Source organism: Pseudomonas sp. PL-6 (assembly GCF_054110165.1).
Window position 1 is genome coordinate 5,057,824 of sequence record NZ_CM134189.1, and the last position, 18,512, is coordinate 5,076,335.

Below are 18,512 nucleotides of genomic sequence, written 5' to 3' on the forward strand. Positions count from 1 at the left end.
TCAGCGCGGGGCGGCCCCCGGCATGGCCTCGTTGCCCGTTTCGACCTCGCTGAAGGCACCGCGGCGCCAGGCCAGGACGATGAACACCAGCGCGCCGAGGGCCATCAGCAGCGGCAGCGCGTGGCCGCTCAGCCACTGGCTGGCGGCGCCGGTGGACAGCGGCCCGAGCAGGCAGCCGACGCCCCACAGCAGGGCGATATGGGCATTGGCGCGCACCAGCGCATCGTCGCGGTAGCGCTGGCCGACCAGGATCAGCGACAGGGTGTAGAGGCCGCCGGCGCTGGCGCCGAAGCTGAGCAGCAGCGGCCAGATCAGCGGCGTGTGCAGCGCCGCCGGGATGCACAGGCTGGAGCCGAGCAGTATCACCCCGCAGGCGCGCATCAGCGCCTGCCGCGGCACGCGGTCGGCCAGCCAGCCGATCGGCAGCTGCAGCGCGGCGTCGCCCACCACCACGGTGCTGACCATGATCAGCGCCATCTGCTGGGCGAAGCCCTCGCGCAGCAGGTAGACCGGCAGCAGGGTCAGCACCATGGCCTCGAACGCGGCGAACAGCACCACCGCCCAGGCAATCGCCGGCAACTTGCGGCAGAACAGCCCCAGGCCCTTGCCCGAGGCGCTGTGCGCATCCACCGCCGGCGCCCCCGTGCGGCCGATCAGCAGCAGGCTGCCGGCCACCAGCAGGCTGGCGGAGACCCAGAAGCCGCGGTCGCTGGCGGTGCCCAGGGCGGTCAGCAGCAGCGGCCCGCACAGCTGGCTCAGGGCGAAGCCGGTGCCGTACAGCGCCACCAGGCGGCCGCGCAGGCGATCTTCCACCAGTTGGTTGATCCAGCTCTCGCCGAGCACGAAGACCACGGTCAGCGACACGCCGATCAGCAGGCGTAGCAGCAGCCACAGCGGGTAGCTCGGCCACACCGCCAGCAGGCTGACCGACACCGCGCTGGCCAGCAGGCACAGGCGCAGCGTCTGCGGCGAGCCGAACCAGCCGGCCAGGCGGCCGGTCAGGCGCGCGCCGAGCAGCACGCCGATGGCCGGCATCGCCGCCATCACGCCGATGGCGAAGGGCCCGTAGCCCCAGGCCTCGAGACGCAGGGACACCAGCGGCAGGGTCACCCCCAGCGCCAGGCCGACTATCACCACCGCCGCACTGACGGCGAAATAGGTCATCCAGTTCATCGTTCCACTCCAGTCCATGGCGCGCGCGGCGCCGGTCGCAGTGCCCGGCGCGCAAATGCAAGGCGGCCGGGTTCCAGGGGAACCCGGCCGCAGGTGTGGCTCGCAGGGAGCCGGCCCCGAAGGGCGGACCTTCAGGCGGCCAGCGGCCGCCCGTGACGCGGTGTCAGAGTTTGATCCAGGTGGCCTTCAGCTCGGTGTACTTGTCGAAGGCGTGCAGCGACTTGTCGCGGCCATTGCCGGACTGCTTGAAGCCGCCGAACGGCGCGGTCATGTCGCCGCCGTCGTACTGGTTGATCCACACGCTGCCGGCGCGCAGGGCCTTGCCCACCAGGTGGGCGCGCGACAGGTTGCTGGTCCACACCGCCGCGGCCAGGCCGTAGACGGTGTCGTTGGCGATGGCCACCGCTTCCTCCTCGCTGTCGAAGCCGATCACCGACAGCACCGGGCCGAAGATTTCCTCCTTGGCGATGCGCATGGCGTTGCTCACGCCGTCGAAGATGGTCGGCTCGACGTAGGTGCCGCCGGTTTCTTCCATCACCCGCTTGCCGCCGGCCACCAGCTTGGCGCCGTCGTCGTGGCCGGCCTGGATGTAGCCCAGCACGTTGTTCAGCTGGGTGGTGTCGACCAGGGCGCCGACGTTGGTCGCCGGGTCCAGCGGGTTGCCCGGCTTCCAGGCCTTGATCGCCTCGACCACCATGGGCACGAACCTGTCCTTGATCGAGTTCTCCACCAGCAGGCGCGAGCCGGCGGTGCACACCTCGCCCTGGTTGAAGGCGATGGCGCTGGCGGCGGCTTCGGCGGCGGCCTGCAGATCCGGGGCGTCGGCGAAGACGATGTTCGGGCTCTTGCCGCCGGCCTCCAGCCAGACGCGCTTCATGTTCGACTCGCCGGCGTAGATCATCAGCTGCTTGGCGATCTTGGTCGAGCCGGTGAACACCAGGGTGTCGACGTCCATATGCAGGGCCAGGGCCTTGCCCACGGTGTGGCCGAAGCCCGGCAGCACGTTGAACACCCCGGCCGGGATGCCGGCCTCGATGGCCAGCTGGGCGATGCGGATGGCGGTCAGCGGCGATTTCTCCGACGGCTTGAGCACCACCGAGTTGCCGGTGGACAGCGCCGGGCCGAGCTTCCAGCAGGTCATCAGCAGGGGGAAGTTCCACGGCACGATGGCGGCGACCACGCCGACCGGCTCGCGGGTCACCAGGCCCAGCTGGTCGTGGCTGGTGGCGGCCACTTCGTCGTAGATCTTGTCGATCGCCTCGCCGCTCCAGCGCAGGGCGTTGGCGGCGCTGGCAACGTCGATGCTCAGCGAGTCGCTGATCGGCTTGCCCATGTCCAGGGTTTCCAGCAGGGCCAGCTCCTCGCCGTGCTGCTCGATCAGCTCGGCGAAGCGAATCATCACCTGCTTGCGCTTGGCCGGTGCCAGGCGCGACCAGGCGCCGGAGTCGAAGGCGGCACGGGCGTCACGCACGGCGATCTCGGCGTCGGCGGCGTCGCAGCTGGCGACCAGGCCGAGCAGACGGCCGTCCACCGGGCTGATGCACTCGAAGGTGGCGCCGGACTCCGCCGGGCGGTATTGGCCGTGGACGAAGGCGCGGGTTTCGATGGTCAGGGTCTTGGCGCGCTGTTCCCAGTCGGCACGAGTCAGGCTAGTCATTCCGGCATCCTCTAGGGGTGGAGGTGGCGCCTCGCCGAGGCGCGCACTGTAAATAATTCTGCAAGGCCAGCGAAGTGGCCAAATCCTGTGCGCCACACTAAACCAGAGGGCTGCACCTTTTCAATATTTTTGACAAAGGCCAGGAAAACCCCCTTGTCATGTTCGTTTTATTAAACATAGACTGCCGCCACGCGCACCCTCCTCACCTCGCGCTTCGGTAGCTGACATGACAATAGACAACACCCGGCTCGACGATTTCTGGATGCCCTTTACCGCCAATCGCCAGTTCAAGGCCAAGCCGCGCCTGCTGGAAAGCGCCGAGGGCATGTACTTCACCGCCAGCGACGGGCGCCAGGTTCTGGACGGCACCGCCGGGCTGTGGTGCTGCAACGCCGGCCATGGCCGGCGCGAGATCACCGAGGCGGTGAGCCGGCAGATCGCCAAGCTGGATTTCGCCCCGACCTTCCAGATGGGCCACCCGCTGCCGTTCGAGCTGGCCAGCCGCCTGGCGGCGATCGCCCCGGCCGGGCTGAACAAGGTGTTCTTCACCAACTCCGGCTCCGAGTCGGCCGACACCGCGCTGAAAATCGCCCTGGCCTACCAGCGCGCCATCGGCCAGAGCAGCCGCACCCGCCTGATCGGCCGCGAGCTGGGCTATCACGGGGTCGGCTTCGGCGGCATCTCGGTCGGCGGCATGGTCAACAACCGCCGCGCCTTCCCCCTGCAGCTGCCGGGCGTCGACCATCTGCCGCACACCCTGGACCTCGCCCGCAACGCCTTCAGCCGCGGCCTGCCCGAGTTCGGCGTGGACAAGGCCGACGAGCTGGAGCGCCTGGTGACCCTGCACGGCGCGGAGAACATCGCCGCGGTGATAGTCGAGCCGATGTCCGGCTCGGCCGGCGTGGTGCTGCCGCCGGTGGGCTACCTGCAGCGCCTGCGCGAGATCACCCGCAAGCACGGCATCCTGCTGATCTTCGACGAGGTGATCACCGGTTTCGGCCGCGTCGGCCAGGCCTTCGCCGCGCAGCGCTGGGGCGTCACCCCGGACATCATCACCTGCGCCAAGGGCCTGACCAACGGCGCCATCCCCATGGGCGCGGTGCTGGTCGATGAAAAAATCCATGACGCCTTCATGCAGGGCCCGGACGGCATCGAGCTGTTCCACGGCTACACCTACTCCGGCCATCCGGTGGCCTGCGCCGCCGCCCTGGCGACCCTGGAGATCTACCAGAACGAGCGTCTGTTCGAACAAGCCATCGAGCTGGAAGGCTACTGGCAGGACGGCTTGCACAGCCTGCGCGAGCTGCCCAACGTCATCGACATCCGCGCCGTCGGCCTGGTCGGCGGCGTGCAGCTGGCGCCGAGCGAGGCCGGTGCCGGCAAACGCGGCTACCAGGTGTTCGAGCGCTGCTACCAGGACGACCTGCTGGTGCGGGTGACCGGCGATACCATCGCCCTGTCGCCGCCGCTGATCGTCGAGAAGGCGCATATCGACAGCCTGGTGGAGAAGCTCGCCGACGCCATCCGCCAGGCCGCCCACTGACCCCAACCCACGGAAAGCAGAAGATGAAAATCGAGCAGATCCTCGACTTCGCCCAGGCCGCCAGCGCCGCCGAGCATTACCGTCCGGCGCCGGAGAAAGTGCTCAAGGGCGACCCCGAGCAGAGCGTGCGCAACCACTACGCCAGCCCCTGCGGCCAGTTCAACGCCGGCATCTGGGAGGGCGCGGTGGGCCAGTGGACGGTGAACTACACCGAGCACGAATACTGCGAGATTCTCCAGGGCGTGTCGGTACTGCGCGACGCCGAGGGCAACGCCAAGACCGTGCGCGCCGGCGACCGCTTCGTCATCCCCGCCGGCTTCTCCGGCACCTGGGAAGTGCTGGAAGCCTGCCGCAAGGTCTACGTGATCTTCGAGCAGGCCAAGTAAGGATTCCTGTTGCTTGTCACCCTTTGGCCCGCCTCGTGCGGGCTTTTTTATCCGTGGAGAAAATGCCCCGGATCGTGCGAGGGGCTTTAGCCGCGATGCTTGCAGCGCCGAGGGACCTGCAGCCGGATGCAATCCGGGAACACCCCCGCGCCAGGCACCGGGCCTAGGGAAGCTCTGCAATAGCCGTCATTCCCGCGCAGGCGGGACAGCAGCTTTATCGCTGAACAGCGCTTGCGCTGGCCCGAAGGCGAATAACCCAGAACCCGCAGTCCCTGGGCTCCCGCCTGCGCGGGAGTGACGATAAATGGCTTTTTCAGAACATCCCCAGGGGTTGCGGGAGCCCCAAACAAGAAGACCCGCTTGCGCGGGTCTTGGGTACAGCATCCGGACGGCGTGGAAACGTCAGGCCAGCTCGTCGAAGCACTCGGCGATGATCGCCAGGCCCTTGTCCAGCTGGGCGTCCGGCGCGGTCACCGGCACCAGCACGCGCAGCACGTTGCCGTAGGTGCCGCAGGACAGCAGGATCAGGCCCTTCTCGCGGGCCTTGGCGACCACCTGCCCGGTCAGTGCGGCGTTCGGCTTGTGCAGGTCGCCGTTCTCGAACAGCTCGACGGCGATCATCGAACCCAGCGCGCGCACGTCGCCGATGGCCTTGTGCTTGGCGGCGATGGCCTTGAGGCCGGTGACCAGGCGCTCGCCGACCGCCTTGGAGCGATCCAGCAGCTTCTCCTCCTCGAACACCTCCATCACCGCCAGGGCCGCGGCGCAGGCGATCGGGCTGCCGGCATAGGTGCCGCCCAGGCCGCCCGGGGCGATGGCGTCCATGTACTCGGCCTTGCCGCACACCCCGGCCAACGGGAAGCCGCCGGCGATGGACTTGGCGAAGGTGGTCAGGTCGGCGGCCACGCCCATCTGCTCCATGGCGAAGAAGGTGCCGGTACGCCCGGCGCCGGTCTGCACCTCGTCGGCGATCAAGAGGATGCCGTGCTGGTCACACAGCGCGCGCAGGCGCTGCATAAATTCCTTCGGCGCGACGTAGAAACCGCCCTCGCCCTGCACCGGCTCGATGATGATCGCGGCGATGTCGCGCGGCTCGGCATCGTTCTTGAAGACGCGCTCGATGCTGGCCATGGCGTCGTCGACGCTGACGCCGTGCAGCGCGCAGGGATACTGGGCGCGGAACACGCCGCCGGGCATCAGGCCCATGCCGGCCGAGTAGGGGTTGACCTTGCCGGTCAGGCTCAGGGTCATCATGGTGCGGCCGTGGTAGCCACCGGTGAAGGCGATCACCCCGGCGCGGCCGGTGGCGGCGCGGGCGATCTTCACCGCGTTTTCCACCGCCTCGGAGCCGGTGGTGACCAGCAGGGTCTTCTTGGCGAAGTCGCCCGGCACCCGCGCGGCGACCTTCTCGGCCACTTCCACGTAGGGCTCGTAGGCCAGCACCTGGAAGCAGGTGTGGGTCAGCTTGGTCAGCTGCTCCTGCACCGCGGCGATGATCTTCGGGTGCAGGTGACCGGTGTTGAGCACGGCGATGCCGCCGGCGAAGTCGATGAATTCACGACCTTCGACGTCGGTCACGGTGGCGTTTTCCGCCTTGGCGGCGAAGATCGGGTGGATCTGCCCCACGCCACGCGGAACGGCGGCGGTGCGGCGTTGCATCAGGGATTCGTTGGTCTTGCTCATGGTGTCCTCATGGCCGTCATCGCGGCGCAGGTGAAGGATGAAACGCCCCCGGGTTGGCCAGGGCAGCATGCGATGATCGACTGCCGCGGCCGCGGGGGCTCGGTGAATTCGGGCCCGTTACAGCCTAGAGCAAAGCGCTAGGCGCGTAGCGAGCGATGGCCGGGCCAGACGGCGGGATCGGGAAAGTGCAGTTGGCCGTGGCCAACGAGCATTCTCCCGGTTCCGCCAGCAACGCCCGGCCGAGCGCAGCGGCGATTAGATGCCGCCCAGGCACATATATTTGATCTCGAGGTAATCCTCGATCCCGTACTTGGAGCCTTCGCGGCCCAGGCCCGAGGCCTTGACCCCGCCGAACGGCGCCACTTCGTTGGAGATCAGCCCGGTGTTGATGCCGACCATGCCGTACTCCAGCGCCTCGGCCACGCGGAACACGCGGCCCAGGTCGCGGGCATAGAAGTAGGAGGCCAGGCCGAACTCGGTATCGTTGGCCATGGCGATCACCTCGGCCTCGTCCTTGAAGCGGAACAGCGGCGCCAGCGGGCCGAAGGTCTCTTCCTTGGCCACCGCGGCGGTCTTCGGCACGTCGAGCAGGATGGTCGGCTCGAAGAAGGTGCCACCGAGTGCGTGCGGCTTGCCGCCCAGGGCCAGCTTGGCGCCTTTGCCTACGGCGTCCTCGATGTGTTCCTGCACCTTGGCCACGGCCTTGCCGTCGATCAGCGGGCCGGTGGTGGTGCCGTCTTCCAGACCGTTGCCGATCTTCAGTTTGCCCACGGCGGCGATCAGCTTCTCGGCGAAGGCATCGTAGACGCCGTCCTGCACGTAGATGCGGTTGGCGCAGACGCAGGTCTGGCCGTTGTTGCGGTACTTGGAGATCAGCGCGCCTTCCACCGCGGCGTCCAGGTCCGCGTCGTCGAAGACGATGAACGGCGCGTTGCCGCCCAGCTCCAGCGACACCTTCTTGATGTCCTGGGCGCATTCGGCCATCAGCTGGCGACCGATCTCGGTCGAGCCGGTGAAGGAGAGCTTGCGCACGATGGGGTTGCTGGTCAGCTCGCCACCGACTTCGCCGGCGCTGCCGGTGACCACGCTGAGCACGCCTTTCGGGATGCCGGCGCGCTCGGCCAGCTCGACCAGGGCCAGGGCGGAGAACGGCGTCTGCGAGGCCGGCTTGATCACCATGGTGCAGCCGGCGGCCAGGGCCGGGCCGGCCTTGCGGGTGATCATCGCGGCGGGGAAGTTCCACGGGGTGATGGCCGCGGTGACGCCGATCGGCTGCTTGATCACGATCAGGCGCTTGTCCGGCTGGTGGCCGGGAATCACGTCGCCGTAGACGCGCTTGGCTTCCTCGGCGAACCACTCGATAAAGGAGGCGGCATAGGCGATCTCGCCCTTGGCCTCGGCCAGCGGCTTGCCCTGCTCCAGGGTCATCAGGCGACCGAGGTCATCCTGGTTCTCCATCAGCAACTCGAACCAGCGGCGCAGCTTGTTCGCCCGCTCCTTGGCGGTCAGCGCGCGCCAGGCCGGCAGGGCGCGCTCGGCAGCCTCGACGGCGCGACGGGTCTCGGCGCGGCCCATCTTCGGCACGTGGCCGATGATCTCGCCGGTGGCCGGGTTGTTCACCGCGATGGTCTGGCCGCTGTCGGCGTCCAGCCACTGGCCGTCGATATAGGCCTGCTGGCGGAACAGCTGGGTGTCTTTCAGTTGCATGGCAGTCTCCTTCAGTCCCGACACCCAGGCGTCGGCGTGTGCTCGTTGGAGTCGTGGGCAAGGCCCGGAAAGCGCCGCAGGCGCCTGTCGCAAGGATTCAGAGCCGCCGCCAGGCCGGTTGTTCCGGATAAGCCAGCAGCCCGTTTGAAATCTCAAACGAATCCTAGGGTCGAAGGGGGTAAAGGGCAAGAGCCTGTTCGAAAAAATTAACGAAATATTCAACGCCATGATGCGCCGGCACAGGCACCGACGGCTTCTGCACCTGCGTTCGATATCGCGAACGGGGCGGGCATGGACGCCCAAGGCCGAGATGCGTATGATTGCGCCCCGCAACGCATCCGTAGCTCAGCTGGATAGAGTACTGCCCTCCGAAGGCAGGGGTCGTGGGTTCGAATCCCGCCGGATGCGCCAGATAAATCAAGGGCTTAGGTGAAAACCTAGGCCCTTTGTTTTTTCCGGTGGGTGCATGGTGGGTGCAACGAGATCAGCTGACGGACTCCGCCAGGCTATCGCGGATGCGTAGAACGGTCGTCGTGCTGCAGTCGGCGTGCCTGGCCGTTGCCCTGATGCCCAAGCCGGCCCGCAGCAACTCGGCGACGCGCTTATGCAGGTCGGCGTCAATCGGGCGTCCCTTGTACTTGCCCTCGGCTTTTGCCTTGGTGATCCCCTGGGCCTGGCGCTCGCGGCGCTGCTCGTAGTCCTTGCGGGCGATCGCGGCCATCATCTCCACCAACATCGAGTTGATGGCGCCGAGCATACGGCCGGTGAACTCGTCTCCCTTGGTGTCAGCCATACCTTGATGGCTGGTTGGCAGGTCAAGCGCGACGATCCGCAGGCCCTTGGAATCGATGGCCGTCTTCAGCTTCTGCCAATCCTCGGCCGGCAAACGAGACAGGCGGTCGATGGACTCAACCAGCAGCACGTCACCTTTGCTGGCGTCCTTCAGCAGGCGCAGCAGCTCCGGCCGGTCGGCCTTGGCCCCGCTAGCGTTTTCCATGTACTCGGCGGCGATCTGCTTGTCATGGCCGGCGGCGAACTGCTCAAGGGCCTCACGGGCACGGCTGGCGTCCTGCTCCGCGGTGGACGCCCGAAGGTATGCGCGAATGAACATAACCGCTCTCCTGTATCACTTTGGGTGCGTTTTATTTATCGTTGCACTTTGGGTGTTACTTATCAAGCGATAATGTCAAAAAAAGCCTAATAAGGTCGTTTTTGCTTAGGTATGCCTTTCTGCAACGGGTCGCGCTTGGATTGCTCCGCACATAAAAAAGGCCGGCAATGCCGGCCAGCTCAAGGAAGGCGAACGCTAGCCCCCGAGCAACCCCTCATGGCGAGAGCGAATCTTGCCGGCCTGGTCGTGCCAGTCGGGCAATGGGAAGTCAGGGTGCGCAGGTAGCTCCAGGGGCTTGTTAAAGGTGCGCGCTGTCGTGGCCATGCCGGCGACAAGCCCACTCGCGACGGCGCTGTCATGGGCGGCCAGATTCACATAGGCAGCCCGGAGCGCGGCCACGGCATCGAGCCAGGCCGCACCGGCGGCGGCGCGCTCCTCTTTCAGTTGCTGCAAGGTCTTCATTGGTGGTCCTCCTTGGGCCTAGCGAAAGCTCAGGTCCTGGTCGGTGACGTACTGCAGGTCGGTGACCCACAGATGGATATGCTGCCCGAGCAGGCGATAGCCGCCGGGGAGGCGCGTGATGGCGAGCCCGAGGCGCTCGGCCTGCCACCTCACCTCGTCGCGTCGAATGTCGGCGAACAGTTCGCGCTTGCTCAGCTTCTGGTCGGTCATCAGTTCACCTCCCCAGGCCGCGGCGGGAACTCAAACGCCTGCTCGATCGAGATACTGTGCTGCTTAACCGAGGCGATGAGGTAGCGCCCGCCGGAAGCGAATCCAGGCTCTCGTTCACGGGCCAGACGGTTCTGGATTCGGGCGAGCATTTCGATGCCTGATCGACTCTCAGGGAGCCCCTTGGGCACGTCCTCCGGCCCCCAATAAGGCGACATGAACCGGCTTTCAATTCGGTCAGCACGGATCTCATAGTTGCCCGCCGCTCGCCGGAACAGATGACCTACTACCCGGCCTTCAGCTTGCGAATAGCCAACAAGGGCCAGGTCTAGACCGAGGGCCTCTTCAGGCACCTGGAAATTCTTTCTTGCTAAGTCGATTGCATCGTTGATTAGGGCCGGCATGCCTTCCGCCATACGCTCGATCTCCCCACCAAAGCAAAAGATCGAGGGGCTAGCCATCTGCAGAACACGGCTGTTGCCGCGGAAGGCAACGACTGCATTGGCGGCAGGGGCGGCGATCATCTTGCCGAACTCGAGGGCCGTGCCGTCAGGAAAGACGCCTTCGGTATCGACGCCAATCAGACTTTCTTCGGGCGTGATGAAAACGTTGAGGATGCTCATACCTCACCCCCTTTGCCCAATTGCTTAGGGATGGCTCCCTGATCCTGCTGCTCGTGTACAGGATCCAATGCGCCCGACACCTCGGCACCAATCTGATATCCCATGAATGCGCCAGCCGGGCCACCAGTGAACGCGCCAATGGTGGCGCCAATGATCCCGCCAATTCTCTGGCCAGTGGTCTGGCCTGGCGCAGCAATTGCTCCGAATGGAGTACTCATCCTCACGCTCCTAAGTTGAAATGGCCCAGATGCTTTTGCACCAGCAGCCTGAGAATTACGCCAAAGGCGTTCATGAAAGGCACGGTCATCTGAGCCCGGAGGTCCTCAACCACCCGATTGAACTCATTCAAGATCGCGTCGTGTTGCTCCCGCGTGAAGCCATCCGGGACGCTGAACGAGGTGTTCATCTCCGAGGCGCAATCGATCAAGTACCCCGCCATTTCCTCGAGAATCGGCTTTATCTGCTTTTCACTGATGCCGCAACGCTTGGGCATCTTTCGATATTCCGGCTCCAGCATTCGCCAACTGCGGCGGTGATCAGTAGGAAGCTCGACAACCTGGCCCATTAGGAATACCTCGCGAAATAGGAAAGGGTGGCGTTGACCTGGCGGGCAAGTGTGGCGGTAGACTCGCGCGCCTCGCCTGCTGTGCGCATGCCGGAGAAGTCGTCGCTGGTGTCGATCGAGAAGCCCAAAGAGGCAATGTCTACCATCGCGCGGCCTCCTTAGCGCTGCGGCTCGGTTGCCATGCGCAGGCACATTTTCGACACCTGCTCAGGCGAGAAGCCGAAGATGTCGAAGCCATGCGCGGCCGGCTCAAATGGCGACTTGATCAGTGAGCGGAGAATGGTCTCGCCCTTCCAGCCGGACACTCGGCCGGCGATCCCAGCGACATGGGCCAGGCCGCGGCGGGCGATCTCGACGTGCTGTCGATCAAGCTCGATGCGCGCCGCGGTTTCCGGGTCGCCCGCCCGCTTGGCGTCCTTCCACACTTCGCGGACGTACTTGGTCTGGTGATCCAGCAGACTCAGCGGCGCCGGCGCCCGCAGCAGAGCAATCATCAGGCGCTCATGCTGCGTCGGGTCGCCCTTCACCTGGTCGAGCATCTTGATGTGCTCCTTGCTGCTCAGGGAGCGCCACCAATCGCGAATCTCGCGATCCTCGATGGCCGCCACCGCGTTTCCCGGCTCGATGCTCGGCAGCGCGTACAGCTGATTTTCCATGTTTGTGATGCCGTTCTCGAACAGGCGAACCTGGCCGGCGGCCGCGGCAACGCGCCCGACCATTTCAGCCTTCACCGGGTCGGACTTCTGCTCAATTCCGAGCACGGACAAGGTGCGGTCATCGCCGATAGCCTTCAGCTTGGCGAAGGCCTCGGCGGCGAGAGGGAGAGCGTTATGGAAGATCTGGATGGGGTAGCTGGTCAGATCCCCGTCGGTGATGACGGGCAGCTCGAAGCGGTGTCCACCAAGCAGGGTGACCTCTGTTCCGCTGTCGTTTCGAACAATCTCAAAGCTCATGAAGCCCCCTTACGCTACGCCGTAGCGCTCAGCCATTGCGTTCATGACCTTGTCCGAGCCTTCCTTGACGTAGGGCTGCCAGGCATCTTTGCCAAGGGCTTGCATGCGCTCCTGAATGGTCAGGGCAGACGCGCCGACAATGCGGTCATACACGCGACGCATGATGAATTGAGCCAGGTTCGCCCCTTCGCTCAGTTCGCGGAACTCGTCCACAGCACCGGGGTTTTTGCGCTGCAACGCAGAGTTGCCGACCGCAATACGGGTTTCTTCGTTCAGGCCGAACAGGGAGGCCGGGAGACGCAGCGCGGCGTCAATCTCACGCTCGTACTCCCCGGAAATCATGCGGCTGATGAACTTGCCGCGATCATCGCCGGTAAGGGTGCGGAAATGGCGGGCGATTTCGCAGTCGATCACCGCATCAGCCGCCGCAGTCGCGCCGCCGTAGGGAGTAACTGACGCCAGTTTCATGAACTCAGCATTGAAGCGGTTTACAGCGCTCAGCAAAGCGCGTTGGCTCTGGCCCAGGTCTTCCAGGGCGGCCACTGCGGCGGCCTTGCTGTCCTCGCTTTGGGCGACCTCGGAAAGGCGGGCATCTGCCTTGATCGCGTCCAGCTTCTTGAGCAGCAGCGACAGAGTGCCGCGCGAGCTATTCGCCGCATTCCACAGCGGGGCAAAGTTGCCGTCACGCGGGAAACGCCAGCTAGCCAGCAAGATTCGGTGATTGCCCTGCAGAACCTCCAGGGCGTTGGGGTCGAAGTTGGTCGATTCAGTCACTGGCGAGCCTCCAGGGCCGGTAGAAGGGGTTTGTTTTCAGAGAGAGCGACAAGCAAGGCGGCGGCTTGGATGTCGCCCTGATCGGCAGCGGTGCGCAGCCGTACCCAGGCGCTGTTGACCTCGGCCTTGGTCGGGCGGATCTGATGGCCTCTGGTTTTGGTTTGCATGCTCATAACCTCAAGTTGCGTGCCTCGCCCCGTTCGCTAGGTGCTACCACCCGCGCAAGGAGCCTCACAAACCCTAATTAGGCCTTTTATGGTGATATGTACAGTGGTTTTTGTGTGTACCCCAGGTGATACACGAAACGGGACTGAACAGGACAAATAACCCCAGGAAAGCCGGGCCCTGGCCGGGTCGTTGTGTTGCACAAAACGACGACCACCCGTAGTGATACGCAGCGCGGTAACGATGCCGGCGTTAGCCAGGTGGCAGTCAGGAGATGCAGTCGCGTGAGGCGATTTGGTCTCACTCGGCGCTGAGTGGCGGGGCATCACGCAATGTCACCTGGCGGGGATTGCATGGGGTGTTTCGCGAACAGGGGGGATCGCCTTCCCAGCCCCCCATGATTGATCAAAGCAGACGGGGCTAGCCTGCAGGCGGATTGATCAGAACCTCGACCTTCGATGCCGCAGCCACGGGCTGGCTACCGCGGCACTCGTATAGCTCGCCTACCTCCTTGGCTGCCTGAGCGAGCAGCTTTACGACCAGAGGGATATTGCCGGTCAACTCAGCCCGCTCGAGCATCCTCTGCATTGCACGGAGGCGATAGGCGCGATTGGCTACAGGGATGCGCGCCATCTCATCCCGGAATTGGGCCCGAGTGTCGTGGAACAGGGTCACCCAGCGCTTGGCCAATCCTTTGCCGGAAACCTTCGTTGGGTCGTGCGACTCGACCTGCTGCCGAGTGACCTCGACGCCGTACGCACTTTTTACGGACAGGCACACCTGAGAAGGCGTATCGAAGCAGGCCAACGCCTGAACGATGAAGGTTTTGATGTCGTTGGTCAGCGTGGCCATGTCGTGCGTTCGTCCAGAGCCTGTCCAGAATTACGGCCATAGTTGCTCGAATGATGATCAACGGCAACCGTCCGGTCTAGGCGGCGCCAATGTCAGCTTTTCCCAACCTCTCATGGGGTTCGCGTTCGCCGCGGTCCAGTCGACATCCCGCCGTGGAGTTTGCAGCGGCCGGAGGCGTACAGATCGCGACGCTTGCAAGGTGTCCCGGCCCGGGTCTTGGCGCCGCAGGTAAGGCCTCTCAGCTCTTCAGGGAAGGGTGGCCGGGGCGGTGGGTCTCCCACATACCCCTGAGCCGCCCATGCCTCGCTCCAGGCCTCGCAGACTTTGCAGTATCGCTTCCACAGCTTGCGCAGCTCGGCGTGGGGGTCGGTCATGGCTGGTGTCCTCTTGGTTCCTGGTGGCATCCCCCTGCAGCAGGCACACCCCCCGCACGTCGTTCACCCCCCGCAGCAGGCGCGAGCCGCACCAGGTGGCCAGTATCGACCTGGATCGGATCTATATCCGACCTCGGAAATTTTTCCGCGGCGCCGCCCGGGTGTTCTGACCCCTTTTCGAGCTGTTTCAGAGCCTGAAGAGCAGAGCGGTTGTTCAGGCTGCGCCTGGTATATCTAAGAAGGAGTCCAGAAAGTGGACCAAGTGAAGCACTCTCATGCGTCCATTTTCTGGACCGATGGAGGCTTTCTACTTGGATCAATGACAGGCCATGAGTCCATTTTCTGGACGCAGTGCGTCCACTTTCTGGACTGGGTTTTTTGCTCTTTCGAGGCTGAACTTGCGTGGCGGCGTGGTGGTTGGACTGACCTCAAGCTTGCCGCCGCATTCGTCGATTGGCTTCCAGGTGAGGGCATACAGCGCACAGCAGCCGCCCGGCTTGATGAATCGCCCCTCACGGGTACAGCGGATCAGGTCGCACTCCTGAAGCTCTCGCAGGGCCTTGGCGAGCGTCGTGCGGCTGTTCATGCCCCAGTCCTTGGCTTGGGTGAACGAGGCCGACAGGTCGCCGTTGTTGGTGCCCTTGTACTGCCTGAGCAGGCCCAGGAGAACCTTCAGGGCGCCGCCAGAGAGCGCCCGGAAGTCTTCGCTGTCCATCACCACATGAGGGATGGCAGCAAAGCCTCCGGACGAACTCCGGCCCTTGGCCTTTCGGCGATTTAGGGCCATGCCTACGCCGCCGGCTGGCCATTCAGGCCGGCATTGGCCCGCTTGAGTAGCTGCTTGATGTCCAGGCCGTCCATGGAATCGCAGCCATGGTGCGCTGCGCCGACAATGCAGGGGGCGATCTGGCGCATGAAGCCCATGGCCTGAGCTGACAGCGAGCGAAACTCCTCATCGTTCGCGCCGCGGGCCTTGTCCAACATCGACAGGAACACGCCTTCTACCAGCTCGGCGGATTCCTTGGACTGCTCTGGCTGCTGCCGCAGGTGGATGAGCAGCATCTGCGAGAGCGCCAGGCCTGCTTCAAACCCGCCATCATGGCCGCCCGTCAGTGGGACATCCCAGCAGCTCCAATTGCCGCGGCTGTAGCCTACGAACGGCAGGCGGTGACTGGCGGTCTTCTGGCTCTGCTTGTACCGGAGGGCAGCTCGGCTCATTGCTGATCCTCCTCGCTGCTGATATCCCAGAGACAGCCTCCGGTTTGATTCAGCAGTTCCCCGATCGCCACCACGGCATGTGCAAGCCCGTGCTCCATGTCCCGATCAACGAAATGCTCCGAGGCATCAGCGCCGAGCAGGTCGCCGATAGCGCGCAATCCGAAACCGGCGGAGATGATGGCCCTGGCGTGGCGGTTGACATCCGAGCGCATACGGCTCAGCTCTTGCTTGGCGGCCTGAGCTGCTTGGGTAGCTTCGCTATTCGCGAACTGGTGAACACGAGCATTCATTTCACACCTCCGGCGCGACGGCCTTTTCCTTTCAGCACGGCCAGCAGCTGGCCGGCGCGTTGCTGTTCGTTTTCGTTGAGTCGGTAACGGATCACGGGGGTATCTGTCCCGAACCGATTCGGCACCTTCTCGCGCTGCCGGATGAAGTTCAGGGCGTACTGCCCGGACAGCACTGCGATGGTGCTGTTCAGGCAGTGGTCGCCGAGGCGCTCGGCCTCGAAGCGGTTCAGGCTCCCGCCGCTGGCGAAGTACTCGAGCACGCGAGTGAGCTTGGTGTCGCCACGTCCGCGCCGGTCGACAGCCGCGGCACCGTCTGCCAGACTTCCGGTGGTCATCCCCATGACATCTTGGCCCGGGCGGTGTTGGCGCACCGCTTTGGGCTCTCTATCGTCTGCTCTCATTTCATCAACTCCACTCGGGCAGCGCCCAGGGTGCGAAGGTTTGCGAGATCGGCGAGCCTGGTGCTGGCCGGCAGATTGAGCTGGCCCAGAATGGCACCGGCCCGGTCGATCAGTCGGATGGTCATCACTGCTGATCCTCCGCCTTCTCCATCAGCAGAAACGCGAGCTCCGCCTTCAGGCGCTCCCAGCGCGCGAGAGCCTTCTCGCACGCGGGGGTGTCGATGTCGGCCACCATCCATGCCTTGTGAGCATCGCGGGCCTTCCTGATCTGCTCCATTTCGGCCGGAGCAAGCTCGATGGTCAGGCTCATTTGCGACCCTCCTTGGCCGACGTCTTCAACCACCGCTCGATTTCCTTGATCAGGATCAGGCGGCGCTTGCCCATCTTGAAGCTATCCAGACGCCCTTCGGCGATGGCCTTGTAAACCGCGGAACGGGTGGTGCTCGCCAGGCGCGCGGCCTCTTCGGGGCCGACTGCGAGCGGGGAAAGGGGGGCTGCTTGGGTCATCTTCTGTCTCCTGCCGGCCGGTTATTGAGGTCTTGCAGAGCCAGCAGATAAAAGACTACAACGCATTTTTATCGCATTGCAAGCAATTGCTAAACAAAACCGAACAGAACGGAATTGACCAGCCTTTGCTTGGCGGGCAAGATTCGATTTAGCAATGCATGAGGGGCAGCCATGGCCACGAAGACCACGAAAAAGAAGGGCGAGACGACAACGACGGTAAGCGTCGGGATCAGGATCGACCCAAAGATCAAGTTCGCGCTCGACCTGATGGGCCGGCTTCAGAAGCGATCGCTTACCGCAGTGATCGAGTGGGCGATCTCGAACGCCATCGCTCAGCAAATCGGCGGACCTTATGACAGGCCCGTTTCTCAGATTGTGGATAGCGTCTGGTCCACAGATGAGGCCGTGAGGTTCGTAAACCTCTGTTTCCATCTGCCTGAAGCGCTTACGTACGATGAGCTGAGAACCTGGGAGACGATCAAGGCAAGCTCCATCTTCTGGAAGGATCAGGCGCGTCAGCAGACCTATGACAATCTGCAGATTTGGTTGGTGAAAACCAACTGGAATGAAATCCTGGGGTTCGCAGAGGCTCACAAATCGAGCAGCACCGTGGTCGAGATGACATCAGGTGACATAGCGATCCCCTAAATGAGCTCCACCGCCGCGGCCTTGCTGTCCGGCGCCAGGTGGGCATAGCGCAGTGTCATGGCGATATCCGAATGCCCCAGCAGCTCGCGCACGGTGTTGAGCGGGACGCCGGCCATGACCAGCTTCGACGCGAACGTGTGCCGCAGATCGTGCCAACGGAAGCCAGAGACCTTGGCCAGCTCCAGCAGCCCGGTCCATGATTTCTTCACGTTATCGAGCCGCTGGCCGTCCTTCCCCGGGAAAACATGACCAGTGGCATCCTTGGGCTTCCAATCGGTCAGAATGGCCAGGGCCTCGCGGTTCAGCGGAATGTGCCGGGTCTGCCCAGACTTCGCGCCATCGCCGACCACCGTCAGAAGCTTGTTCTGCAGGTCGACATCTGCCCAGGTCAGATTGAAGACCTCGCCGCGGCGCATACCGGTATTCAGGGACAGCAGCACCAGGGGCTTGAGGTGATCGGCGAACGCTACGGCGCGCAGGTCGGCCAGCGGCGGCTGACGACGTTCTTCGCGCCACCGGTTGGCGCTGTCGCGCTCGGCGCGGATCTGCTCTTGGCGATCATCCAGGGCGGCACGCAGCCGGCTTTCCTCATCGGGCGCCAGGAAGCGCACGCGGCCACGCTTGTCGACCTTGAGCCTGCGCACCTTGGTCAGCGGATGCTGGTCCAGCATGCCCCATTCAACGGCGCGCGATAGCAGCCCCTTCAGGCGCACCAGGTTGCGGTTCGCCGTGGCAGGCGAAAGGCCTGATTCGATCCACCCCGATCGCAGCCGCTCCACCCGCCTGGCGTCGATCTCGTCGAGCCGGTCGAACATCATGCTGGCGAAGCTCTTGCGGATCGCCCGGATGCTGTTGGCGCCGTCCTTCTGGTGGGTCAGTGCCCATGGCTCGAAGTGGTCATCAAGGAACTGCTCGAGGGACGGCATGGCGGCCCCCTTGCGTCCCTGGGTGATGGCGAGGGGCTCGCCGTGCTTGCGCGCCTCGTTGAGGTACAGCAGGGCTTCCTCCCGGGCCTGGTCCAGCGTCATGACGCCAACCCGTCCGAGTGTCTTCTTACGCCCCCTGGCCCAGGTCACCAGGTACGACTTGGACCCGGCCGGCGTAACCCGCACAAACAGGCCTGGAACTGTGCTGTCATGGATCTCGTATTCCTTGCCGGTGACCTGGAGGGAGGCCAGGCGCCTGATCGTCAGCTTCTCTTTCACTGGTCACC

The 18,512-nt window shown here is 64.5% G+C and carries 27 protein-coding genes and 1 tRNA gene; 4 read left to right on the plus strand and 24 right to left on the minus strand.

Features of this window, described 5'->3' with window-relative positions:
- Positions 1-1,173: an MFS transporter gene (locus tag ACW9UL_RS22305; RefSeq protein WP_122109466.1), complete on the minus strand. Its 1,173-nt coding sequence runs from the start codon at positions 1,171-1,173 to the stop codon at positions 1-3.
- A 163-nt stretch (positions 1,174-1,336) separates the two neighbouring features.
- On the minus strand, positions 1,337-2,830 hold the full coding sequence (locus tag ACW9UL_RS22310; RefSeq protein WP_457788318.1) for an aldehyde dehydrogenase: 1,494 nt from the start codon (positions 2,828-2,830) through the stop codon (positions 1,337-1,339).
- A 226-nt stretch (positions 2,831-3,056) separates the two neighbouring features.
- Here ACW9UL_RS22310 and aptA point away from each other — a divergent pair, with 226 nt between their 5' ends.
- Positions 3,057-4,373: an omega-aminotransferase AptA gene (gene aptA / locus ACW9UL_RS22315; protein WP_457788319.1), complete on the plus strand. Its 1,317-nt coding sequence runs from the start codon at positions 3,057-3,059 to the stop codon at positions 4,371-4,373.
- A 23-nt stretch (positions 4,374-4,396) separates the two neighbouring features.
- The gene (locus tag ACW9UL_RS22320; protein WP_397487147.1) at positions 4,397-4,759 is read left to right on the plus strand and encodes a cupin domain-containing protein; all 363 of its coding nucleotides are present in this window, start codon (positions 4,397-4,399) and stop codon (positions 4,757-4,759) included.
- A 402-nt stretch (positions 4,760-5,161) separates the two neighbouring features.
- Here the strand turns inward: ACW9UL_RS22320 and gabT are convergent, their stop codons facing one another.
- Both gabT and gabD read right to left on the minus strand, forming a co-directional pair.
- Positions 5,162-6,442, minus strand: coding sequence for a 4-aminobutyrate--2-oxoglutarate transaminase (gene gabT / locus ACW9UL_RS22325; protein ID WP_457788320.1), 1,281 nt, complete (start codon positions 6,440-6,442; stop codon positions 5,162-5,164).
- 255 nt (positions 6,443-6,697) lie between these two features.
- Entirely contained in the window at positions 6,698-8,149 is a 1,452-nt protein-coding gene (gene gabD / locus ACW9UL_RS22330) for an NADP-dependent succinate-semialdehyde dehydrogenase (RefSeq protein ID WP_397497523.1), read from the minus strand.
- Positions 8,150-8,483: 334 nt separating this feature from the next.
- Between gabD and ACW9UL_RS22335 the strand changes: the two genes are divergently transcribed.
- Positions 8,484-8,560: transfer RNA gene (locus ACW9UL_RS22335), tRNA-Arg, on the plus strand.
- A 73-nt stretch (positions 8,561-8,633) separates the two neighbouring features.
- Here ACW9UL_RS22335 and ACW9UL_RS22340 read toward each other — a convergent pair.
- The 19 genes from ACW9UL_RS22340 to ACW9UL_RS22430 all read right to left on the minus strand — a co-directional run bounded on the left by ACW9UL_RS22340 (position 8,634) and on the right by ACW9UL_RS22430 (position 16,651).
- Positions 8,634-9,260, minus strand: coding sequence for a recombinase family protein (locus tag ACW9UL_RS22340; RefSeq protein WP_457788322.1), 627 nt, complete (start codon positions 9,258-9,260; stop codon positions 8,634-8,636).
- A 195-nt stretch (positions 9,261-9,455) separates the two neighbouring features.
- Positions 9,456-9,722, minus strand: coding sequence for a hypothetical protein (locus ACW9UL_RS22345; RefSeq protein WP_457788323.1), 267 nt, complete (start codon positions 9,720-9,722; stop codon positions 9,456-9,458).
- 18 nt (positions 9,723-9,740) lie between these two features.
- Entirely contained in the window at positions 9,741-9,932 is a 192-nt protein-coding gene (locus ACW9UL_RS22350) for a hypothetical protein (RefSeq protein ID WP_457788324.1), read from the minus strand.
- A complete protein-coding gene (locus ACW9UL_RS22355; RefSeq protein WP_457788325.1) occupies positions 9,932-10,552 on the minus strand; it encodes a hypothetical protein in 621 nt (206 codons plus the stop codon). Before ACW9UL_RS22355 ends, ACW9UL_RS22350 begins: the two co-directional genes overlap by 1 nt.
- Positions 10,549-10,770 (minus strand): hypothetical protein, encoded by a 222-nt coding sequence (locus tag ACW9UL_RS22360; protein ID WP_457788326.1) that lies wholly within the window; start codon positions 10,768-10,770, stop codon positions 10,549-10,551. The genes ACW9UL_RS22355 and ACW9UL_RS22360 overlap by 4 nt, the downstream gene beginning before the upstream one ends.
- Before the next feature lie 2 nt (positions 10,771-10,772).
- Positions 10,773-11,117 carry a hypothetical protein gene (locus ACW9UL_RS22365; RefSeq protein ID WP_457788327.1) on the minus strand — a complete coding sequence of 115 codons (345 nt, stop codon included), beginning with the start codon at positions 11,115-11,117 and terminating at the stop codon, positions 10,773-10,775.
- The gene (locus ACW9UL_RS22370; protein WP_457788328.1) at positions 11,117-11,263 is read right to left on the minus strand and encodes a hypothetical protein; all 147 of its coding nucleotides are present in this window, start codon (positions 11,261-11,263) and stop codon (positions 11,117-11,119) included. The genes ACW9UL_RS22365 and ACW9UL_RS22370 overlap by 1 nt, the downstream gene beginning before the upstream one ends.
- A gap of 12 nt (positions 11,264-11,275) precedes the next feature.
- Positions 11,276-12,070 carry a hypothetical protein gene (locus tag ACW9UL_RS22375; RefSeq protein ID WP_457788329.1) on the minus strand — a complete coding sequence of 265 codons (795 nt, stop codon included), beginning with the start codon at positions 12,068-12,070 and terminating at the stop codon, positions 11,276-11,278.
- 9 nt (positions 12,071-12,079) lie between these two features.
- On the minus strand, positions 12,080-12,844 hold the full coding sequence (locus tag ACW9UL_RS22380; protein ID WP_457788330.1) for a hypothetical protein: 765 nt from the start codon (positions 12,842-12,844) through the stop codon (positions 12,080-12,082).
- A complete protein-coding gene (locus tag ACW9UL_RS22385) occupies positions 12,841-13,011 on the minus strand; it encodes a hypothetical protein (protein WP_457788331.1) in 171 nt (56 codons plus the stop codon). Before ACW9UL_RS22385 ends, ACW9UL_RS22380 begins: the two co-directional genes overlap by 4 nt.
- A gap of 418 nt (positions 13,012-13,429) precedes the next feature.
- Complete coding sequence (locus tag ACW9UL_RS22390) at positions 13,430-13,861, minus strand: DUF2280 domain-containing protein (protein ID WP_457788332.1); 432 nt, start codon at positions 13,859-13,861, stop codon at positions 13,430-13,432.
- 110 nt (positions 13,862-13,971) lie between these two features.
- Positions 13,972-14,265 carry an HGGxSTG domain-containing protein gene (locus ACW9UL_RS22395; protein WP_457788333.1) on the minus strand — a complete coding sequence of 98 codons (294 nt, stop codon included), beginning with the start codon at positions 14,263-14,265 and terminating at the stop codon, positions 13,972-13,974.
- A gap of 286 nt (positions 14,266-14,551) precedes the next feature.
- Positions 14,552-14,950 carry a hypothetical protein gene (locus tag ACW9UL_RS22400; RefSeq protein ID WP_457788334.1) on the minus strand — a complete coding sequence of 133 codons (399 nt, stop codon included), beginning with the start codon at positions 14,948-14,950 and terminating at the stop codon, positions 14,552-14,554.
- A gap of 74 nt (positions 14,951-15,024) precedes the next feature.
- On the minus strand, positions 15,025-15,453 hold the full coding sequence (locus tag ACW9UL_RS22405; protein ID WP_457788335.1) for a hypothetical protein: 429 nt from the start codon (positions 15,451-15,453) through the stop codon (positions 15,025-15,027).
- The gene (locus tag ACW9UL_RS22410) at positions 15,450-15,743 is read right to left on the minus strand and encodes a hypothetical protein (RefSeq protein WP_457788336.1); all 294 of its coding nucleotides are present in this window, start codon (positions 15,741-15,743) and stop codon (positions 15,450-15,452) included. The genes ACW9UL_RS22405 and ACW9UL_RS22410 overlap by 4 nt, the downstream gene beginning before the upstream one ends.
- Entirely contained in the window at positions 15,740-16,078 is a 339-nt protein-coding gene (locus ACW9UL_RS22415; RefSeq protein ID WP_457788337.1) for a hypothetical protein, read from the minus strand. Before ACW9UL_RS22415 ends, ACW9UL_RS22410 begins: the two co-directional genes overlap by 4 nt.
- A 62-nt stretch (positions 16,079-16,140) precedes the next feature.
- Positions 16,141-16,269 (minus strand): hypothetical protein, encoded by a 129-nt coding sequence (locus ACW9UL_RS22420; protein ID WP_457788338.1) that lies wholly within the window; start codon positions 16,267-16,269, stop codon positions 16,141-16,143.
- Positions 16,269-16,454, minus strand: a complete 186-nt coding sequence (locus ACW9UL_RS22425) for a hypothetical protein (protein ID WP_457788339.1) — start codon at positions 16,452-16,454, stop codon at positions 16,269-16,271. The genes ACW9UL_RS22420 and ACW9UL_RS22425 overlap by 1 nt, the downstream gene beginning before the upstream one ends.
- Positions 16,451-16,651, minus strand: a complete 201-nt coding sequence (locus tag ACW9UL_RS22430) for a helix-turn-helix domain-containing protein (protein WP_457788340.1) — start codon at positions 16,649-16,651, stop codon at positions 16,451-16,453. The genes ACW9UL_RS22425 and ACW9UL_RS22430 overlap by 4 nt, the downstream gene beginning before the upstream one ends.
- A gap of 171 nt (positions 16,652-16,822) precedes the next feature.
- Here ACW9UL_RS22430 and ACW9UL_RS22435 point away from each other — a divergent pair, with 171 nt between their 5' ends.
- A complete protein-coding gene (locus ACW9UL_RS22435) occupies positions 16,823-17,299 on the plus strand; it encodes a hypothetical protein (protein WP_457788341.1) in 477 nt (158 codons plus the stop codon).
- Here the strand turns inward: ACW9UL_RS22435 and ACW9UL_RS22440 are convergent.
- Positions 17,296-18,504, minus strand: coding sequence for a site-specific integrase (locus ACW9UL_RS22440; protein ID WP_457788342.1), 1,209 nt, complete (start codon positions 18,502-18,504; stop codon positions 17,296-17,298). The genes ACW9UL_RS22435 and ACW9UL_RS22440 overlap by 4 nt on opposite strands.
- Positions 18,505-18,512: the final 8 nt, after the last annotated feature.

What these genes read in the sequence shown, in the direction of transcription:
- ACW9UL_RS22305 (WP_122109466.1), bottom strand. Translation starts at nt 1,173, where the DNA reads ATGAACTGGATGACCTATTTCGCCGTCAGTGCGGCGGTGGTGATAGTC.
- ACW9UL_RS22310 (WP_457788318.1), bottom strand. Translation starts at nt 2,830, where the DNA reads ATGACTAGCCTGACTCGTGCCGACTGGGAACAGCGCGCCAAGACCCTG.
- aptA (WP_457788319.1), top strand. Translation starts at nt 3,057, where the DNA reads ATGACAATAGACAACACCCGGCTCGACGATTTCTGGATGCCCTTTACC.
- ACW9UL_RS22320 (WP_397487147.1), top strand. Translation starts at nt 4,397, where the DNA reads ATGAAAATCGAGCAGATCCTCGACTTCGCCCAGGCCGCCAGCGCCGCC.
- gabT (WP_457788320.1), bottom strand. Translation starts at nt 6,442, where the DNA reads ATGAGCAAGACCAACGAATCCCTGATGCAACGCCGCACCGCCGCCGTT.
- gabD (WP_397497523.1), bottom strand. Translation starts at nt 8,149, where the DNA reads ATGCAACTGAAAGACACCCAGCTGTTCCGCCAGCAGGCCTATATCGAC.
- ACW9UL_RS22340 (WP_457788322.1), bottom strand. Translation starts at nt 9,260, where the DNA reads ATGTTCATTCGCGCATACCTTCGGGCGTCCACCGCGGAGCAGGACGCC.
- ACW9UL_RS22345 (WP_457788323.1), bottom strand. Translation starts at nt 9,722, where the DNA reads ATGAAGACCTTGCAGCAACTGAAAGAGGAGCGCGCCGCCGCCGGTGCG.
- ACW9UL_RS22350 (WP_457788324.1), bottom strand. Translation starts at nt 9,932, where the DNA reads ATGACCGACCAGAAGCTGAGCAAGCGCGAACTGTTCGCCGACATTCGA.
- ACW9UL_RS22355 (WP_457788325.1), bottom strand. Translation starts at nt 10,552, where the DNA reads ATGAGCATCCTCAACGTTTTCATCACGCCCGAAGAAAGTCTGATTGGC.
- ACW9UL_RS22360 (WP_457788326.1), bottom strand. Translation starts at nt 10,770, where the DNA reads ATGAGTACTCCATTCGGAGCAATTGCTGCGCCAGGCCAGACCACTGGC.
- ACW9UL_RS22365 (WP_457788327.1), bottom strand. Translation starts at nt 11,117, where the DNA reads ATGGGCCAGGTTGTCGAGCTTCCTACTGATCACCGCCGCAGTTGGCGA.
- ACW9UL_RS22370 (WP_457788328.1), bottom strand. Translation starts at nt 11,263, where the DNA reads ATGGTAGACATTGCCTCTTTGGGCTTCTCGATCGACACCAGCGACGAC.
- ACW9UL_RS22375 (WP_457788329.1), bottom strand. Translation starts at nt 12,070, where the DNA reads ATGAGCTTTGAGATTGTTCGAAACGACAGCGGAACAGAGGTCACCCTG.
- ACW9UL_RS22385 (WP_457788331.1), bottom strand. Translation starts at nt 13,011, where the DNA reads ATGCAAACCAAAACCAGAGGCCATCAGATCCGCCCGACCAAGGCCGAG.
- ACW9UL_RS22390 (WP_457788332.1), bottom strand. Translation starts at nt 13,861, where the DNA reads ATGGCCACGCTGACCAACGACATCAAAACCTTCATCGTTCAGGCGTTG.
- ACW9UL_RS22395 (WP_457788333.1), bottom strand. Translation starts at nt 14,265, where the DNA reads ATGCCACCAGGAACCAAGAGGACACCAGCCATGACCGACCCCCACGCC.
- ACW9UL_RS22400 (WP_457788334.1), bottom strand. Translation starts at nt 14,950, where the DNA reads ATGGACAGCGAAGACTTCCGGGCGCTCTCTGGCGGCGCCCTGAAGGTT.
- ACW9UL_RS22405 (WP_457788335.1), bottom strand. Translation starts at nt 15,453, where the DNA reads ATGAGCCGAGCTGCCCTCCGGTACAAGCAGAGCCAGAAGACCGCCAGT.
- ACW9UL_RS22410 (WP_457788336.1), bottom strand. Translation starts at nt 15,743, where the DNA reads ATGAATGCTCGTGTTCACCAGTTCGCGAATAGCGAAGCTACCCAAGCA.
- ACW9UL_RS22415 (WP_457788337.1), bottom strand. Translation starts at nt 16,078, where the DNA reads ATGACCACCGGAAGTCTGGCAGACGGTGCCGCGGCTGTCGACCGGCGC.
- ACW9UL_RS22420 (WP_457788338.1), bottom strand. Translation starts at nt 16,269, where the DNA reads ATGACCATCCGACTGATCGACCGGGCCGGTGCCATTCTGGGCCAGCTC.
- ACW9UL_RS22425 (WP_457788339.1), bottom strand. Translation starts at nt 16,454, where the DNA reads ATGAGCCTGACCATCGAGCTTGCTCCGGCCGAAATGGAGCAGATCAGG.
- ACW9UL_RS22430 (WP_457788340.1), bottom strand. Translation starts at nt 16,651, where the DNA reads ATGACCCAAGCAGCCCCCCTTTCCCCGCTCGCAGTCGGCCCCGAAGAG.
- ACW9UL_RS22435 (WP_457788341.1), top strand. Translation starts at nt 16,823, where the DNA reads ATGGCCACGAAGACCACGAAAAAGAAGGGCGAGACGACAACGACGGTA.